At 50.0% G+C, this 16,967-nt stretch carries 16 protein-coding genes; 5 read left to right on the forward strand and 11 right to left on the reverse strand.

Features of this window, described 5'->3' with window-relative positions:
* Positions 1–46: 46 nt before the first annotated feature.
* Positions 47–1,933, reverse strand: a complete 1,887-nt coding sequence (locus O3S68_RS11260) for a beta-glucoside-specific PTS transporter subunit IIABC (protein WP_269231521.1) — start codon at positions 1,931–1,933, stop codon at positions 47–49.
* Between the two features lie 545 nt (positions 1,934–2,478).
* Here O3S68_RS11260 and O3S68_RS11265 point away from each other — a divergent pair.
* A complete protein-coding gene (locus tag O3S68_RS11265) occupies positions 2,479–2,604 on the forward strand; it encodes a hypothetical protein (protein WP_269231522.1) in 126 nt (41 codons plus the stop codon).
* A 52-nt stretch (positions 2,605–2,656) separates the two neighbouring features.
* Here O3S68_RS11265 and O3S68_RS11270 read toward each other — a convergent pair whose 3' ends face one another.
* The 4 genes from O3S68_RS11270 to O3S68_RS11285 form a co-directional block, all read right to left on the reverse strand.
* Positions 2,657–4,054 carry a glycoside hydrolase family 1 protein gene (locus O3S68_RS11270; RefSeq protein WP_269231523.1) on the reverse strand — a complete coding sequence of 466 codons (1,398 nt, stop codon included), beginning with the start codon at positions 4,052–4,054 and terminating at the stop codon, positions 2,657–2,659.
* Positions 4,055–4,082: 28 nt separating this feature from the next.
* Positions 4,083–4,913 (reverse strand): BglG family transcription antiterminator LicT, encoded by an 831-nt coding sequence (licT, locus tag O3S68_RS11275; RefSeq protein ID WP_269231524.1) that lies wholly within the window; start codon positions 4,911–4,913, stop codon positions 4,083–4,085.
* 368 nt (positions 4,914–5,281) lie between these two features.
* Positions 5,282–5,818 (reverse strand): FlhC family transcriptional regulator, encoded by a 537-nt coding sequence (locus O3S68_RS11280; RefSeq protein WP_097406231.1) that lies wholly within the window; start codon positions 5,816–5,818, stop codon positions 5,282–5,284.
* Positions 5,819–6,099: 281 nt separating this feature from the next.
* On the reverse strand, positions 6,100–6,525 hold the full coding sequence (locus O3S68_RS11285) for a GNAT family N-acetyltransferase (protein WP_269231525.1): 426 nt from the start codon (positions 6,523–6,525) through the stop codon (positions 6,100–6,102).
* 208 nt (positions 6,526–6,733) lie between these two features.
* Here O3S68_RS11285 and O3S68_RS11290 point away from each other — a divergent pair, with 208 nt between their 5' ends.
* Both O3S68_RS11290 and srsR read left to right on the forward strand, forming a co-directional pair.
* Positions 6,734–7,411, forward strand: coding sequence for a hypothetical protein (locus tag O3S68_RS11290; protein ID WP_269231526.1), 678 nt, complete (start codon positions 6,734–6,736; stop codon positions 7,409–7,411).
* 166 nt (positions 7,412–7,577) lie between these two features.
* Complete coding sequence (gene srsR / locus O3S68_RS11295) at positions 7,578–8,507, forward strand: LysR family transcriptional regulator SrsR (RefSeq protein WP_045508693.1); 930 nt, start codon at positions 7,578–7,580, stop codon at positions 8,505–8,507.
* Here srsR and O3S68_RS11300 read toward each other — a convergent pair.
* The 6 genes from O3S68_RS11300 to O3S68_RS11325 all read right to left on the reverse strand — a co-directional run bounded on the left by O3S68_RS11300 (position 8,478) and on the right by O3S68_RS11325 (position 14,653).
* Entirely contained in the window at positions 8,478–9,956 is a 1,479-nt protein-coding gene (locus tag O3S68_RS11300; RefSeq protein ID WP_269231527.1) for a succinate CoA transferase, read from the reverse strand. The two genes, srsR and O3S68_RS11300, sit on opposite strands and share 30 nt — an antisense overlap.
* A 15-nt stretch (positions 9,957–9,971) precedes the next feature.
* Positions 9,972–10,757, reverse strand: coding sequence for a methylmalonyl-CoA decarboxylase (gene scpB, locus O3S68_RS11305; RefSeq protein WP_020456866.1), 786 nt, complete (start codon positions 10,755–10,757; stop codon positions 9,972–9,974).
* A gap of 12 nt (positions 10,758–10,769) precedes the next feature.
* Positions 10,770–11,768, reverse strand: a complete 999-nt coding sequence (gene meaB / locus O3S68_RS11310) for a methylmalonyl Co-A mutase-associated GTPase MeaB (protein ID WP_269231528.1) — start codon at positions 11,766–11,768, stop codon at positions 10,770–10,772.
* Positions 11,761–13,905 (reverse strand): methylmalonyl-CoA mutase, encoded by a 2,145-nt coding sequence (gene scpA / locus O3S68_RS11315; protein WP_269231529.1) that lies wholly within the window; start codon positions 13,903–13,905, stop codon positions 11,761–11,763. The genes meaB and scpA overlap by 8 nt, the downstream gene beginning before the upstream one ends.
* A gap of 166 nt (positions 13,906–14,071) precedes the next feature.
* On the reverse strand, positions 14,072–14,275 hold the full coding sequence (locus tag O3S68_RS11320; RefSeq protein WP_020456863.1) for a hypothetical protein: 204 nt from the start codon (positions 14,273–14,275) through the stop codon (positions 14,072–14,074).
* 153 nt (positions 14,276–14,428) lie between these two features.
* On the reverse strand, positions 14,429–14,653 hold the full coding sequence (locus O3S68_RS11325; protein WP_269231530.1) for a hypothetical protein: 225 nt from the start codon (positions 14,651–14,653) through the stop codon (positions 14,429–14,431).
* Positions 14,654–15,611: 958 nt separating this feature from the next.
* On the opposite strand from O3S68_RS11325, the gene O3S68_RS11330 reads away from it, so the two are divergent.
* Entirely contained in the window at positions 15,612–16,079 is a 468-nt protein-coding gene (locus tag O3S68_RS11330; protein ID WP_020456862.1) for an Hsp20 family protein, read from the forward strand.
* 258 nt (positions 16,080–16,337) lie between these two features.
* The gene (locus tag O3S68_RS11335) at positions 16,338–16,508 is read left to right on the forward strand and encodes a YnfU family zinc-binding protein (RefSeq protein WP_216848957.1); all 171 of its coding nucleotides are present in this window, start codon (positions 16,338–16,340) and stop codon (positions 16,506–16,508) included.
* The last annotated feature ends 459 nt before the right edge of the window (positions 16,509–16,967 follow it).

The raw sequence follows: 16,967 nt of genomic DNA on the forward strand, positions 1-16,967 counted from the left end.
GCGACAACTGCCCCCGCCGCAAATAGCCTCCCGCCAGCAGCGGGCGTTACACCAGGAGCGCCATTACCGGCTCGCCAAAGCGGGAATGGGACTTATCGCTAATGTGTAATTCGCGCCAGGCTTCGCTGTTGGTAATGACCACGGGTGTCACCGTGTCATAACCCGCCTGTTTAATGTTATCGAGATCGAATGTCAGCAGAAGCTGGCCTTTTTTGATTTCATCGCCTTCTTTCACCTGCATATGGAAATATTGCCCATCCAGTTGCACGGTATTAATCCCGACGTGGATCAGTATTTCCGCGCCCGCCGTGGAGCGAATGCCAATGGCATGGCCGCTGGCGAAGGTGCTGGCAATATGGCCGTCGACCGGGGAATAAACTCGTCCTTCATCCGGAATAATGGCAAAACCCGGCCCGACAACGCCTGTCGAAAAAACCTTATCATCCACTTCAGCCAGCGGAATTAACGCGCCAGAAACCGGCGCGGTAATCTGCTCAGGAGCCAGCGCAGCGGTTTTCGGCATCACCAGTTGATGCGCGGTATGCTTTTTTTCACTCGCCGATGCGTCAGGCAGCGCTTGCGCGGAAGGTTCGTCAAAACCCACAATCAACGTCAGCACCAGGCTGCCAGCAAACGCCATGGCGCAGCCAATAAGAAAGCCGATAAAACCATCGCCGTAGAAAATCGGCAGCGTCAACAGCCCCGGCATCCCCATTGAGATCGCCGAACTTTTGGCGTATCCGACCACCGCACCGCCAAAAGCCGCCGCGATCACCGCACAGATAAACGGTTTTTTCAGTTTCAAGGTGACACCGTAGACACCCGGTTCGGTAATGCCGAATAGCGAGGCGATAAAGGTACTGCCCGCCAGCGCTTTCAGCTTTTTGTCTTTTGCCCGCAGCATCACCGCCAGCAAGGCTCCGGACTGGGCGAAAACCGAGGGGCTGGAGGCTGCTTTAAGAAAACTGTGTCCCATCACAGAAATGTCGTTGATAAAGACGGTAACAAAGCCCCAGTGCACGCCGAAAATCACCAGCACCTGCCAGGCGGCAGCCATTAGCGCGCTGGCGATAATCGGGTTGAAGCCGTAAATCGAAACAAATAAAGAGGCGACAAACTCACTGATCGAAATGCCAATCGGCCCGATGGTCATTAACGTCAGCGGCACCATTAACGTCAGCAGGAAAAACGGCGTCAGAATATTGCGCACGCTTTCATGAATATGGCGATTGAGAAAGCGCTCAATTATCGACATCAGCCAGACGCTGAAAATAATCGGGATCACCGAACCGGTATATTTCATCATCACCACCGGCAGGCCAAAAAAGCTCACCGGCTGGCCGCCATCAAATAGCCCTTGAATACTGGGGTAAATGAGCGCACCCGCGATCGACACGGCAACAAAGATATTGGTTTCAAATTTACGTGCGGAGGTGATGGCTAACAGCATCGGCAGAAAATAGAACAGGCTGTCGGATGCGGCATGCAAAATAATATAGGTGCTCTCTTTATTGCTCAGCCATCCGGCCGCCAGCACAATCGCCAGCGCGCCTTTTAGCACACCGGCTGCGGCCATCGCACCTAATAATGGCGTGAATATCCCGGCGACCAAATCGATCAAACGACCTAACAGCGAGGCTGTATTTTGCGACGGCTCCGAAGGTTGTTTCTTTTTATCATCCTCCAGTAATCCTGAGATGGTGCCAAACGCGCGGAATACGTCTGGCACGCGGTTGCCAATCACCACCTGTAATTGACCGGAGCCATTCACCACGGTAATGACGCCGTCCAGCGCGTCGAGCTCTGCCAACCGCACCTTGCTGTTATCGATGATTTTAAAGCGTAAACGCGTCGCGCAATGTACCAGCGTCGCAACGTTGCTCTCCCCACCTACCAGCTGCAGAATATTTTCTGCCAGTACTTTGTTATTCATAATGAGACTTCCCGTTTCACAAACGACAGTAATAATCAGGACACCCTGGTGTTGCCTGTATCCGCTGGCCAGCTGGAAAAAAGCAAAAAAAAACCTGGATAAAATAGTGTGTAAACACACTGCTTTATCCAGGTCTCGCCCAGAATTTCTCTGGTGACGTCCTTAACTAACGCCCTCTTTCTAACAAGCCGCGCAGGCAATTACCACCGCAAATAACCAATTTGTGAAAATCATCACGCAAATAGCGTTGCCATGGAATTGAGCAGGCAGGCAAATACAGCCCCCCGGTAACATTTATCACTATTATGGGCGGCCTGGCTGAACGACTCTTTTTATAATCATGCCCACAGCATGCTACATCACCTTTGGCGAAACCTGCTTTCCGTTGTCTGGCGGAGCGACGGGAAGCAGATTTTTAAGAGAGGAAAAAACCAGGTCACTTACAAAAACGCGATTAAGCATGTTACTGGCGCTCTCCCCTGATACGGCCAGCACGGGGATCTATTTCGCCCCGCAACTGACACCAGGGCACAGCGACTTACCCGATGCCGGCGTTACCGCACCGCAAACCAAAAACCGCTACGCCGTTCCACATCATTTTGCAGGTGCAGAATGGCGGCATGCCGTCCCTTTTCGCCTGGCGCTGCGCGATTGTCACCGGGACGCCATAAACGACAAATGCCGGATGGGCGTAAGCCACATCCGGCATCTCTTGCGCTCACATTACAGCGCTAAGGTTGCCCCATTACTGCTGATCACATCGCGATACCAGAAGAAGCTTTTCTTGCGCCGACGCGCCAGCGTGCCATTCCCGGCATCATCGCGATCCACATAGATAAAGCCATAGCGTTTCGACATCTGCGCGGTACCGGCACTGACCAGATCAATCGGTCCCCAACTGGTATACCCCAGCAGTTCCACGCCATCTTCAATCGCCTCTCTGACCTGCACCAAATGCGCCTGCAAATACTGGATGCGGTAATCATCTTCAATTGAGCCATCCTCGGCGGGAACATCTTTCGCCCCCAGCCCGTTCTCCACAATAAACAGCGGTTTCTGGTAACGATCGTGCAGCTCATTGAGTAAAAAACGCAGCCCTTGCGGGTCTATCTGCCAGCCCCACTCGGAGCTTTCAAGGTGCGGGTTGGGGATCATGCGCATGATATTGGTGCGCGAGCTTTGATACAGCTCCGGCTGTGCGGCGGCGCAACCGCTCATGTAATAACTGAACGAGATGAAATCGACTGTCTCTTGCAGGTCCAGCTCATCCTGCCCGGTGATATTGAGCGCAATGTTATTTTCGCGGAAAAAGCGGCCAATCCACGCCGGATAAGCACCACGCGCCTGAACATCGCCAAAAAACAGCCAGTCGCGATTTACGCGCTGCGATTGCAGTACATCTTCCGGTTTGCAGGTGATCGGGTAACGAATGCCACCCAGCAACATGCTGCCGATTTTCGCATCCGGAATGATTTCATGGCAGGCTTTTACCGCGCGGGCGCTTGCCACCAGCTGATGATGAATGGCCTGATAGATTTCCTGCTTACTTCGCTCACCCGCAAGCCCAACGCCGGTAAACGGCGCGTGCAATGCCATGTTGATTTCGTTAAACGTCAGCCAGTATTTCACTTTATCGCGATAGCGGGTAAAGACCGTGCGCGCGTAGCGTTCGAACAAGTCAATCACCTTCCGGCTGCTCCAGCCGTCATAGTTTTTCACCAACCCGTAAGGCATTTCATAGTGTGAAAGCGTGATTAACGGCTGGATGCCATAGCGGGCCATTTCATCAAACAGTCGGTCGTAAAAAGCCAGCCCCTCTTCGTTTGGCTCGCTTTCATCGCCATTCGGGTAGATGCGCGTCCAGGCAATCGAAGTGCGCAGCACGTTAAAACCCATCTCAGCAAATAACTGAATATCTTCCGGGTAGCGGTGGTAAAAATCGATGGCTACATCTTTGATACCGGTGCTGTTCGCGTCACGCTCAACGACATTGCCATGTATTCCCTGCGGTTGCAGATCGGAAGTGGAAACGCCTTTTCCTCCCTCGTTCCACGCACCTTCGACCTGGTTTGCGGCAACTGAACCGCCCCACAGAAAACCTTCGGGAAATCTCATTTGCATCGTTACTATCTCCTTTTTCTTGCCGCCGTTAACCACCGCTCAGCCGATTGATATGGATCGTCAGGAACATCACTTCGTCGGTGGTGAGCTGGCACTGGTAATTTTTCTCAACATAATCATTAACTTTCATCGCACAGGCATAGGCGGCCGGCATCATGCCGGTGATCCCCTGATAGATACTGTCGTCACCGTGCGCAACGGTATTTCGGTTCAGCAAACGCAGTGCGAAAAATTTGAGGTGTGTAATAAGGCGCTGATAATTTAGCGATTCTTCGTCATAGGTCAGGTGCAGATCGTATTTCAGGATTGTCAGCACATCTTTAATGATGGTGGCGCTCTGCATGGTGCTTTGCATGTCGCTGTTATTTTTGGCATTCGCCAGATGCAGGGCGATAAACCCGGCTTCATCCTCCGGCAGGCTAATGCCGAGTTTACTATTGATAAGCTGCAATGCCTCAAGCCCCACCGCATATTCCTGGGCATAAAAACGTTTAATGTCCCACAGTAAAAAGTTCTTAATCACCAGCCCGTTGGCTTGCCGCTGGATGGCAAAATTTAAATGATCGCTTAACGCCAGGAACAGCGTGTCCTGCACAGTGATCGCCAGCCGCTGCTGAGCCAGCGCAATGATCTGCTGCGTGACAGCCAGGTAAGGGGGAGGAATTTCCGCCAGCAGTTGCGAAAGGACGTCCGCCAGCCCTTCCGACTTTTTGACGAACTGGCTTTCAATCTGGCTGCGGTCGACCTTATCACCCGGTCTTTTGCCAAAACCAATGCCCCGCCCAATGGCTACGATCTCTTCATGCTTTGCATTGATGAGCAGGACAGCGTTGTTGCTGAGTATTTTTTCTACTTTCATTTCAGCTTTCTCACTGTTTAATCCTGATGTTTTTCCAAAAGCGTGCGCCCGGATAAAAAGCAAAAAAAAACCTGACTCCATTGCCGCCACGCAAGGCAACAATGGAATCAGGTTTCGCTCAGTTCTCTACTGATTACGTCCCGGGAACCCTTATAACGAATCAGACGAGGCGGCTCAAGCCTTCAAAACGGGAACTGTGATGATAATCATGGATGTGTGATCAGTGCCCCGATAACCGTGCAATCCCTTGCAGGGTTATACATGTATTTTTTGCGACGGGCGGAAATATTTTACCGGGAACATTGACATACAGCAGAGTAAAAGAATGTTGAATTTAAATCCTTTATCTATATAAAGGCCATCAAGAATTAATCACTAAGCTGTTGCGTTTTATTTAATAAATAAGAATTATTCCGACTCACTAAACAGGCTTGCTTTAATAAACCGGACTCTAATTGCAAATCAGGTTCGAAACACAACTGATATATATATTTTTCCAGCAAAGAAGGCGCGGATTGCTCGCCAAAACAGCATGCAGGTTCGCATCCATCACTACAGGCCAGACACTTCTCATAAGCCTCGATTAACACCCAGCCCTGAACCAGCGTCAACACCGGAGCAGACTGTAACTCCAGCAGGCAGTCACTGACATAAAGCGAGTAGGCTTCAAGTGCTGTGCGGCTTGTCGCCTCCGTGTCACGCTTTTTTAGCAGCCGCCATACGCGGCCAAAATGACGGACATGTATCCGGTGAGTATGATCCAAAAACCACGCTTTTGTGAAAGGAGAGCTGCTGTAAGTATGCTTATCTCCTTCATTATCAGCGAATATATTGCAGACGCCCCTGTTCGCTAAAAATAATACCAGAGACATCTTTTGCAGTTCAGAAATATAAGATTTATTCATTGCGTCACAAAAGAATATAAGAATTTACTGTAGCACCCATAATCAATAATACATTTTACATGAAACTTTGCCACAAACATTTCAATGATACTTAATAAAAATTTGTTACCCGTATCCCAAAAACAATACTTAAATAAAACGCAAACTAATGTTTTCTTAATAAATAGACCTAAAGCGGAACATACGAGCAGAGTTTGTACAAACCTGCATGAGTGTGAGGGTAATTGCACGGGCATTCAGCAAATGCCCGTGATGACGGAAAGGCGGCTCCGCTGAGCTTCTTAAAGCTGTTTGCGCAAAAAAATCCGGCTGGTTCCCTCAGGCAGGCAATCAATCCGGCCAAACTCTTGCCAACCATTTTTTTTATAAAACCCAGGGGCCTGGAAACTGATGGTGTAAAGAAAACCAGAGATACAGCCGCGCTTTCTCCCTTCCTCTTCGAACTGCCGTAGTAGTGTTTCGCCTAAACGCTGCCCACGAAGTACTGGCGGAAGATAAACCAGATCAATAAACAGCAGTCCCAGTGACGTACGACCAATCATCCCGCCAATCACTTCACCAGTATTCGCATCTTTAACCAATACGCTCAAAGGCTTACGATCGCTGATACCGGTGATCTCATCATTAAAAGCGTTCAGGCCTTGTTCCACCGGAAAAAAATTTGCCGCGACAGCCTGGTCTGAAACGCTGACCACGTAATTTGCCATGATCTTCCCCACACGAAAGCACTCATAGATTCCTTGATTTGCACCAATAAAGATGAAAATTCAGTGCTAAATCCCCGCTAAAGCTTATTTAAATCAGACCGTTATCTTTATTAACCACTTTTTGCTCAAAGTCAGGCTACCGGCGTGTTCACTGAAAGAACCGCTCCGCCGGATAAAACGTTGTAAACAGAAAAAAGAAGGAAAAAAAGTGAAAATTAAAGCATTAGCGCTCAGTGCACTCTCTGTCGCCCTGCTGGCCGGATGTGCGGGAACCAGTACGCACCCGGTCAAGGCCACCAACGGTACAACGCTTGAGGTTGCTACCATTTTTAGCCCGCCTGAAATGAATAACAATCGCTACCCTGATGTAAAACTGCGTGAAGTGAGCCCTGCCCATGCTGGCGCCGGTATGGGGCTTTCGTTACTCAGCGCCGCGCTTGGCGGCGGCGCGGGCAGTGGCGATGCCTTTGATAAAAATAGCTACAAAGGCAACGCGATAGATTCTATGCCGGAACCGACATCGCGCTATTTAAGCCCAAAAGTCGAAGTGAAAATTCGCGAATGGCTCGATAAACAGGGCGGTAATTATGTCTACAAACAGCCGCTGTATATCGCAGCAGCACAGTGGTCGCTGGTCTACACAGATATGTCTGCGGGAAACAGTAATTATGATCTGGCCTACCGCGTGTTGTTCTATAAACGTGCAGAAGATGGCAATATGCTGAGCACGTTTGTAAAAGCGGAATGTGCACCAACGGCGAAAACCGCGCCGCTGGCCGACTGGCGGGCAAATAATTACCAAAAAGTGACGCAAGAAACGCAGAAAATGATGGATGCGTGTCTGCTTGAGCTGGAAAACCAACTGCCACGACTGTTGAAGAAATAATCTGAAAAAGCCGCAAATAACTGCGGCTTTTCTTCCACTCTGTATTGATGCCTCTGGTTCGAGCCAGACAGCAGTGTTATACCATTGCTGACAGCAATAAATAGCATGCTAATGATGGCACGGATGGCCATACGCATCGGTTATTTAGTCAGAGAGGGATTTTCAGATGAGCAACTCTATTTTTATTTCCAAAAGAATGCGCAATTTCATTTTACTGGCGCAGACGAAAAGCATCGCCAGAGCGGCAGAAAAAATACACATGACTGCGTCGCCGTTTGGCAAAAGTATTGTCTCGCTGGAAGAACAGATTGGTTATCCGCTCTTTACCCGCAAAGATAACAGTATCCGTTTGAATAAAGCCGGGCAGGAACTTTATCAGAAACTGTTCCCGGTTTATGAGCGCTTATCGGCAATTGAAAATGAACTTCACTCTTCCGCCCTGCGCTCGCACAAAATCGTTATTGGCGTCGACAATACCTATCCCACCATCATTTTCGATCAACTGTTAAGCCTGGGCGATAAATATGACAATATCAGCACCCAGGCCATCGAATTCAGTGACAACGGCGTGATTGACGACCTGCTTGGCCACCAGCTTGATTTTATTATTTCTCCTCAGCAAGTTTCCCCACGTGTTCTGGGGCTGGAGAACCTCACGGCTACCGAGTTACCTCCGCTGCGTCTGGGTTTTTTAGTTTCCCGCCGCTACGAGCAAAAACAACCGCAGGAGTTGCTGCGAGAACTCCCGTGGTTGCAGATGCGTTTTCAGAACCGCGCGAATTTTGAAGCCATGCTCGATTCTCACATGCGCCCTTGTGGGATCCACCCAACCGTTATCTACCGGGCCTACAGTTTTATGGCGAAAATCAGCGCGGTGGAACGCGGGCAGTTTCTTACCGTGATCCCCTATTTCGCCTGGCATCTGGTTAACCCCACTACACTGCGATATTTCGATGCGCCAAACGGACCGATGTATATGCAGGAATATCTCTATTCACTGAAAAACCATCGTCATACCGCTGAAGTCTGTCAGTGTATTAATGACGATCGCGACGATTCGTCCGGTTTAGCCGAGCATCGATCCTGTGTTCAGTAAATTCGTGTGCAATTCGAATACGCGGCTAAGATCGTGATGAAGATGCCCGCCGGGAGCCGTTTCCAGGTAATGATGAAGGTAATCCCGATAGAGTGGGTGTGCGCAGTTATCAATAATGGTGCGGGCACGCTCAATTGGCGACAACCCGCGCAGATCGGCGATACCCTGCTCCGTAATGATCACTTTGACGCTATGCTCGCTGTGATCAACATGGCTGCACATCGGCACAATGGAAGAAATTTTTCCCTCTTTAGCAATCGAGGGAGCCATAAATACCGACAAATAGGCATTACGCTCGAAGTCTCCACTACCACCAATACCATTCATCAGGTTAGCGCCCGCGACATGCGTTGAATTGGCGTGTCCGTAAATATCAAATTCCAGCCCGACATTCAGCGCTATTACTCCAAGACGGCGGATGATCTCCGGGTTATTGGAAATCTCCTGTGGTCGCAAAACGATACGCCCGGCGAAAAAATCCATATTGTCGTAAATGTTGCGCAGCGTATTGTCGGAAACGGTCAGGCTGGATGCGCTAACACCGAGGATTTTTCCTGCGGCAAGTAAATGCGCTACCGACTCCTGCAACACTTCGGAATACATCATAAACGCAGGGATGTCCGGGCTTTCACCGAGCCGCGCCATCACGGCATTATTGATATTGCCTACGCCGCTTTGTAACGGCAGAAATTCGCGCGGAATACGCCCCTGTGCCATTTCATGGAGCAAGAACGTCACAACATTGTCGGCAATTTGCTGGCAGACAGGTTTCGCGCCATCCAGCACGTTACCGGCATCCGGTAATTCGGTGTCCACCACCGCCACAATCTTTTGAGGTTCCACCTGCACATAGTGCAAGCCAATCCTGTCCAATGCGCTAAAAATAGCGACACTGTGGCGATACGGCGGTGCGCCGGGCGTAGCGATATCGGCAAATTCAGCCACCCGCGGGCTGTGGTAGTGATTAAGCTCAATGATGATTTTTTTTGCTTTGCGCAACCAGGTCGGCGCGTTGCCAATCCCACTGGAAAGCCAGATTTTGCCATCAGATGTCAACGCCGAGGCTTCGATCACGGCGATATCAATCTCGCCAAAGAAGCCGTAGTTCACCATCTGCGCAACTTCACTCAAATGCAGATCAACAAACTTAACCTGCCCCTGGTTAATTTTTTTCCGCATTCCCGCCGCAGATTGATAGGGCGCGCGCCAGCTAACCGCTTCCGCCTCCGATAAGGCATTATCAGCCGCCGCGCTAATAGACGCGCCAGTGAGCAAACGGATTTGAAACGGTTGCTGCATTTGATGCAGCTCCCGTGCTCGCCGAGCGATGGCGGCGGGAAGCGCTTTGGGCGAACCTGCTGCAGTAAAACCACTGAAAGCAACCATGTCATCGTGGTGGATGAGTTCTGCCGCTTCGTCGGCGCTCAGCCGGGGCCATGATTGTTTCATTATCGTCTCCGTTAATTAGCGTCCAAGGAAGTTCGGTTTGCGTTTTTCCATAAACGCGCTCATTCCTTCCTGATAATCCCGGCTGTCATAAACTGCGCGACGCATCCCCTGAATACGCTCAAACTCATCCGAATTCATGGTGTGTGCTTCACCAAGCACGCGTAGCTCTTCTTTAATTACCGCGATGGCAAGCGGTGCTTTTTCCGAGATCTGGTGCGCCATCTGCAAGGTGAAATCTTCCAGATCGCTGGCGTCAACAACATGATTCAGAATGCCAACTTCCCGCGCCCGCTGCGCCGTGATGGGGGCCGCAGTGAAAATCAGCTCTTTAACGATATGGAACCCGGCGTCGCGCGTCAGGTTATGAATGCCGACCAGGTTATAAGGAACGCCGAGATTAACGGGCGTCATAGAGAAAGTTGAAGAGCTGGCGGCAATGATCAAATCGGAACTCATGATCATTTCAAACGCCCCTCCCCAGACACTTCCTTCCACCATGGAGATCACGGGCTTCGGATATTTTTGGATCATACGGGTGATCTGGCGCAGCGGGTCGTCATAAGAGAGAGGATCGCGCCGCCCCGAAGGCAATTCGTGGATATCATGCCCGGCGGAGAAGACTTTCGCACCGTGCGGCGCACGCAGGATCACGCAACGGATCTCCGGCTTGTTAAGGTCCTCCAGCGCCCGCATCAAATCATCGATAAATACTTTACTGAGCGCGTTAAGCTTGCGTGCGTAATTAAATTCAATGACAGCCACTTTTTGAATAATGTTTACAACCACATACTCATACGACATATCAATTCCTTTTTACCGTGCAAAATAGTGATGCTGAAGGTATTCACGGATGTGCTGTAAACCTGTACGCGGTGCTTGCTGATGATTTTTCACCTCATCTAGCGTTTGGTTGAAATCTTCACGGAAAGCGCGGTGGGCATAAAGCTGACGCACCGCCTCTTCTTCAACCTGTTTTCGTAGCCACGTCACGGTCTGCTGCTGGCGCAATAACTTGAGATAACCATTTTTTGTCATCACGTCGTAGAAATGAACAATTGCCTGCCACACATCCTCTATACCGCGCTTTTCCAGTGCGCTACAGCACAACACCGCTGGTCGCCACGGCGGATATTTGTGGCGAACGATAGCAAGCGCGCTGTCGTAAATTTGCCGGGCGATGGCAACTGCCGCGCGGTTGTCGCCATCATCTTTGTTGATAACAATGATATCGGCCATTTCCATGATGCCTTTTTTGATGCCTTGCAACTCATCTCCACCACCAGCGATTTGCAGCGAAACGAAGCAATCGACTATGCCTGCGACCTCCGTTTCAGACTGGCCAACCCCGACTGTTTCCACTATCACCACATCGTAATTGGCGGCTTCGCACAGCAGTATCAATTCGCCAGCGTGCAGGCTGATCCCCCCCGTAGCGCCGCCGGAAGGCACAGGCCGAATAAACGCCGCATCGGCTCTGGCCAGTTCCGTCATACGGGTTTTATCACCCAGCAAACTGCCGCCGCTGAGTGGACTGCTGGGATCGACCGCAATAACCGCCACCCGCTTTCCCTGGCCAACGAGCATCATGCCAAAGGTATTAAGAAAGGTACTTTTTCCGGCTCCGGGTGTCCCGGTGATACCAATGCGTATTGCCCTACCTGTCGCCGGCATAATCGTGTCCAGCAATTGCTGGCTCAGCCTCTGATGCCGTGAAAGCTGGCTTTCCACCAGCGTCATAGCCTGTGCAAGCGCGACGCGATCGCCCGCGCATAACCGGCGAACGAATTCATCAAGGGTTTGTTCATTAATCATGGCGCTGACTAATCCGCTTCAATACATCGCGCACGCTTTCCAGCATCGGCGTACCTGGGCCATAAATCGCTGCCACGCCACGTTCACGCAGGAAGTCATAATCCTGTGGCGGGATCACGCCGCCAGCAATCACGCAAATATCCTCACGACCATATTTTCTTAGCTCATTAATTAATTCAGGAATAAGCGTCTTATGACCTGCCGCCAGCGACGATGCACCAACCACGTGCACATCATTTTCCACGGCCAGCCGGGCAATCTCTTGCGGTGTAGAAAACATAGGGCTGAGATCGACATCAAAACCCACATCGGAATATGCGCTGGCAATGACTTTTGCCCCCCGGTCGTGCCCATCCTGCCCCATTTTCGCAATCAAGATGCGCGGACGACGACCATGCTCAGCAAGAAAGTGTTGTGTTTGCGTAATGATGGCGTCGAATTCCGCCGCCGTTTCGCTGTCCTGCTGATAGCTTTGCGTGATCACCCCCGTAACGCATTGGCTGGGAACAAGGTAGCGGTCAAACGCCGCTTCCAGCGCACTGGAAATCTCACCAAGCGTCGCACGCAATCGTGCGGCATGAATCGCCGCAGCGAGCAGATTTTCGTTGTGTTGGGCGGCATGGGTCAGCGCTGCCAGCGCATCGTGAACGGCAGCGGAATCACGCGTGGCGCGGATCTGCTCAAGTGCGGCGATTTGCTCGTTACGCACCTTCACATTGTCGATTTCCAGTACCGGCGTAACGGCTTCTTTATCAAGCTTGTATTTATTAACACCGACAATAGTGCGTTTACCCTGGTCGATAAGAGATTGCTCGCGTGCGGAAGCCTCCTCGATCATGCGTTTTGGCAAGCCCGATTCGATAGCCTTTGCCATCCCTCCGGCATCATCAATCCGACGGATGATTGCCCGCGCCTCTTTTATGATTTGATCGGTCAGAGATTCGACATAATAGGAACCGCCGAGCGGATCGACGGTGCGGCAAATTTCCGCCTCTTCCTGCAGGATAATTTGCGTGTTACGCGCAATACGCGCCGAAAAATCTGTCGGTAGCCCCAGGGCTTCATCAAACGCATTGGTGTGCAGAGACTGAGTGCCGCCAAGCGTCGCTGCCAGCGCTTCAATGGTAGTGCGAACAATGTTGTTGTAGGGATCCTGTTCTGTCAGGCTCCAGCCGGATGTCTGGCAATGGGTGCGCAGCGCCAGCGATTTCGGATTGGTCGCGCCAAACCCGCTAACGGCTTCGCTCCATAGATAGCGGGCTGCGCGCAGCATGGCGACATTCATAAACAGATCCATGCCGATACCGAAAAAGAAAGAGAGGCGCGGCGCGAAGTCATCAATTTTCAAGCCTGCGGAGAGCGCGGCTTTTATATATTCAATGCCGTCCGCGAGGGTAAACGCCACTTGTTGAATACAGTTAGCTCCCGCTTCTCCCATATGGTAACCGCTGATGCTAATCGTATTAAATTGCGGCATATTGGCAGAGCACCAGGCAATAATATCGGCAATAATCCGCATCGATGGCTTAGGTGGATAAATATAGGTATTGCGGCAGAGATACTCTTTTAAAATATCATTCTGAATAGTACCGGTTAATTTTTCAGGAGGAACGCCCTGCTCTTCCGCTGCAACAATATAAAACGCCATGATAGGTAAAACCGCACCATTCATCGTCATCGATACCGACATTTTATCCAGCGGAATATTGTCAAAGAGTATTTTCATATCTTCCACAGTATCGATAGCGACACCCGCTTTTCCTACGTCGCCCGCTACGCGCGGGTTATCCGAGTCATATCCCCGATGAGTTGGCAGATCAAACGCAACGGAAAGCCCTTTCTGCCCGGCGGCAAGATTACGCCGGTAAAACGCGTTCGACTCCCTGGCCGTTGAAAACCCGGCGTACTGGCGTATCGTCCACGGTTGGGCGGTATACATTGTGGCACGCGGCCCGCGAGTATAAGGCGGAAGCCCCGGTAGCGTGCCGGTGATTTCCAGCGCGTTCAGATCGTCAGGAGTATATAAAGGCTTAATCGCAATGCCCTCTGGCGTCAGTTTGACCAGCGATTCAACGCGTTTTCCCTTGCGACTGAGCTCTTTATTCGCGACATTTTGCCAGTCAGACATGGTAGCCATAAATATCTCCGTTATTCCAAATCAATAACTCACTGGGAAGAAATAGTAATTTCCACTATCAACATTGTCGCCAGCAAAAAAAGACCTGTGGCGATTCATTTTTTGCCGCAGGTTATATTCTGATTTTCTATCACGCGCCAATTAATAGCGTGGACACGTCGCTTATTTAATATTTATGGGAAAAGAATCGCTCAATCGTTTCCTGTACATGCTCATCAGGATTTTCTGCAATATCCCCTTCTCCAGCGCCATGACGTATATAGTGATTTTGCCCGTGAATCTGCGGGAAAGCGGGTGCCGCCGAACTTGCAGTCGAGGCGAACGTCAAAAGAAGAAAAAACCAGGCTACGCTTAACTTTTTTCCCATCATGCCTATACCTTTCAAGCGAGAGTTAACAGGCAACATACTGAAAGAGAAAGCGTCAGAAAGTGTCAGGGATGTTCAAACCTGTTCCGGCAGTTGTAATTAGCCGTGGGAAATGAAAGAGAGAGGAAACAATAAAACCGCCCTCAGGCGGTATGTTTACAGGTCAGACTCTAACGCATCCTGAATCGCATCGGCGAGAGTGGAGACTTCTTGCGAGACGTTACGTAAATCCATCTGGCTACGAATGCCCGCGTTGGCCGTGGTTGCCGAAACCGCCGCTTTTGAAATTTCCAGCGCTGCCTGTACAGCTAATAAGCGCTTTCTGTTTTCTACCGCCTCATCCCCTGTCGCGCCATCAAGATCAAAATATCCTTCTAACATTACTTTCTCCTTCGGATTTACCAGCAAAGGCCAAGCATACACAGTTAAGCGAGGGGATGAAAACGTAAACGCGTGCGAGCAGCCTCGTATAACGACGTTATGGCGAGTGTTTGAAATAGACAACATGGCGCAAAGCATAACGATAAGAAGGGTTATCGGACAAGGGATCGGGTTTTGTGAGCGTCGTAAAGAAGATACCTGCCGAGTAGCGGCACTGAAAATACGAAAACGTGAAGGCAAAGAGTGCGATTACAGCGCCGGTATTGTTGCCCGGTTGTTCACCCGCTTATGATGTCGTTTGAGAAGAAGCGTTTATCGCGCTGCGCGTTAGCTAAAATCCGGGCAAAAAAAACCGCTCGGACAGAGCGGTAGAAGAACATCACCAGGGAAAATAGGGTTAACGATGATAGCGCGTTAACTATAGTTACTTTCTGTCGCTCTGCCAGTTCAAAAAGCATTAATTAAACCAATTACATAGAGAGCCAATATCTATCAGAAATCGATTACAAATGAGAACAATCTCATTGCCGTCAGGTTAATAATTAGCAAACTAATAAACGTAACGAATATGCATTTGCATCCCTCAGGAGCAGCCCGGATTTCCTATTCCTGAGGGTCTTTTCTTATCAAGATAATTCCCCTTTTCGCTGAAATGAAATAGCGTACAGAAAAGTTATATCCTCCCGAACGGCTCCCTCTGCGGCTCACGTAAAAACCCAGTGGCAGGAGCAATTTTGTATTAACGGCTTCTTTTCCCTCCTATTACAGGCCCGTTATTTTCTTCATGCCAACGGCCATTTCAGGGGTACTCAACCATGCAATTCGTCGGTTCGATACAGGCAAAAAAATTTTTATTTGTGGCCTTGAAAAAACCTTTGCAGGAATTATTTATATAAGCGGACAAGCAAAGCTTGCCTTTAAGTTGAACTTTTGAATGGATTATTCAGGAGGTTAAGTTATGGCACTCAAAACCTTGTCAGCACTCCCCGGTTTCACTGACTCTGTTTTTGCTGACCGCTTCAATCGTATCGACCGGCTTTTCAGCCAGTTAACCGGCGACTCGCCGGTGGCATCATTACCTGCTTATGACCTGAAAAAAGTCGATGCAAGCAATTATCAGTTACACGTAAGCGTCCCTGGCTGGAAAGAAGACGAACTCGAAATCGAGACCGTCGGCGGGGTATTAAATGTATCAGGTAAACGCGCGGAAAATGAATCTCATGATGAGCAGGGCTGGATATACAAAGGTATTCGCCGCGCGGATTTCCGTCTGAGCTTTTCGCTTCCGGAACATACTAAAGTGAGCAACGCAAAACTTGAAAATGGCATATTGCAGGTGTCCATTTATCAGGAAATTCCCGAGAGCGAAAAACCACGCAAAATTGCCATTGAAAATACACAAAAAGCCATTGAACATCAGGCTTGATAGCTTTCCTTTTTCTTTACGGCCCGCGTATGCGGGCCTTTTTCTTACCCTGGCTCTGATACGCTGTTTTGCCGACACGTATAAACTTTTCGCAGAACGTATAACCAGCAGGACGTTGTTGCAATTCATTCCTGTGGCGATCCCATCATCGAGCGACAGCATAAACAAGCCACACGATTCTGGCTCTGCGGAAAAGGAGTGCGGGCAATATGTTCAGGGATAGTGTATGGTTGCAGGCCATTTATCAGGAAATACTCTATGCCACAACGCAAAGACTCAAAAAACAATCGCAACTTCCTCACCAAATGCACCTGCCCGCATTGTTCACAACAGTCAGAACACAGCTTCTCCCGAGTCCAGAAAGGCGCAGCGTTAATGTGCCCGCACTGCAGTAAGATCTTCCATCAGGACAAGGCCGCTTTCGCTTAAAACCGAGCTACGTTGAGAAACCGGTCGAAATATCAGGGCCGGTTATCAACTTGGGCGGTCCTGACAAGCGAAAGTCACGGCAATCATTTCGGCCTGAATCACGCCAGCATAATTGTGCAGCAGTAATCGCAGGCCGGCATGCAAAGAGCGTTGGTATGGGTAAAGCCGCAGAACTGTCCAGACACTTCATCAGCCGAGTGGTTGTTACCCTCATTAACCGTGTTGCTCACATCACAAAGCGTATCAGCCGTCACCGTGCAAGCATCGCACACCCTTTAAGCCGCGTAGAATCTGCTCTCAATGTTGTCGCCCCAGTCGTGATTACCGCATCAGTAGGTGCCGTTGGTGCCTTATCAATAACGCTTTGAGTATCAATGAATTCAACCAGACATCTGGCCAGCCTGATGCCGGAAGGATGTATAACCACAACAAAACTATTTCATCCTTCATTATAGAAAT

The organism is Kosakonia sp. SOY2 (genome assembly GCF_027109175.1).
In the GTDB taxonomy this organism is placed as follows: Bacteria; Pseudomonadota; Gammaproteobacteria; order Enterobacterales; family Enterobacteriaceae; genus Kosakonia.

What these genes read in the sequence shown, in the direction of transcription:
- O3S68_RS11260 (WP_269231521.1), bottom strand. Translation starts at nt 1,933, where the DNA reads ATGAATAACAAAGTACTGGCAGAAAATATTCTGCAGCTGGTAGGTGGG.
- O3S68_RS11265 (WP_269231522.1), top strand. Translation starts at nt 2,479, where the DNA reads ATGCCGGCGTTACCGCACCGCAAACCAAAAACCGCTACGCCGTTCCAC.
- O3S68_RS11270 (WP_269231523.1), bottom strand. Translation starts at nt 4,054, where the DNA reads ATGCAAATGAGATTTCCCGAAGGTTTTCTGTGGGGCGGTTCAGTTGCC.
- licT (WP_269231524.1), bottom strand. Translation starts at nt 4,913, where the DNA reads ATGAAAGTAGAAAAAATACTCAGCAACAACGCTGTCCTGCTCATCAAT.
- O3S68_RS11280 (WP_097406231.1), bottom strand. Translation starts at nt 5,818, where the DNA reads ATGAATAAATCTTATATTTCTGAACTGCAAAAGATGTCTCTGGTATTA.
- O3S68_RS11285 (WP_269231525.1), bottom strand. Translation starts at nt 6,525, where the DNA reads ATGGCAAATTACGTGGTCAGCGTTTCAGACCAGGCTGTCGCGGCAAAT.
- srsR (WP_045508693.1), top strand. Translation starts at nt 7,578, where the DNA reads ATGAGCAACTCTATTTTTATTTCCAAAAGAATGCGCAATTTCATTTTA.
- O3S68_RS11300 (WP_269231527.1), bottom strand. Translation starts at nt 9,956, where the DNA reads ATGAAACAATCATGGCCCCGGCTGAGCGCCGACGAAGCGGCAGAACTC.
- scpB (WP_020456866.1), bottom strand. Translation starts at nt 10,757, where the DNA reads ATGTCGTATGAGTATGTGGTTGTAAACATTATTCAAAAAGTGGCTGTC.
- meaB (WP_269231528.1), bottom strand. Translation starts at nt 11,768, where the DNA reads ATGATTAATGAACAAACCCTTGATGAATTCGTTCGCCGGTTATGCGCG.
- scpA (WP_269231529.1), bottom strand. Translation starts at nt 13,905, where the DNA reads ATGGCTACCATGTCTGACTGGCAAAATGTCGCGAATAAAGAGCTCAGT.
- O3S68_RS11320 (WP_020456863.1), bottom strand. Translation starts at nt 14,275, where the DNA reads ATGATGGGAAAAAAGTTAAGCGTAGCCTGGTTTTTTCTTCTTTTGACG.
- O3S68_RS11325 (WP_269231530.1), bottom strand. Translation starts at nt 14,653, where the DNA reads ATGTTAGAAGGATATTTTGATCTTGATGGCGCGACAGGGGATGAGGCG.
- O3S68_RS11330 (WP_020456862.1), top strand. Translation starts at nt 15,612, where the DNA reads ATGGCACTCAAAACCTTGTCAGCACTCCCCGGTTTCACTGACTCTGTT.
- O3S68_RS11335 (WP_216848957.1), top strand. Translation starts at nt 16,338, where the DNA reads ATGCCACAACGCAAAGACTCAAAAAACAATCGCAACTTCCTCACCAAA.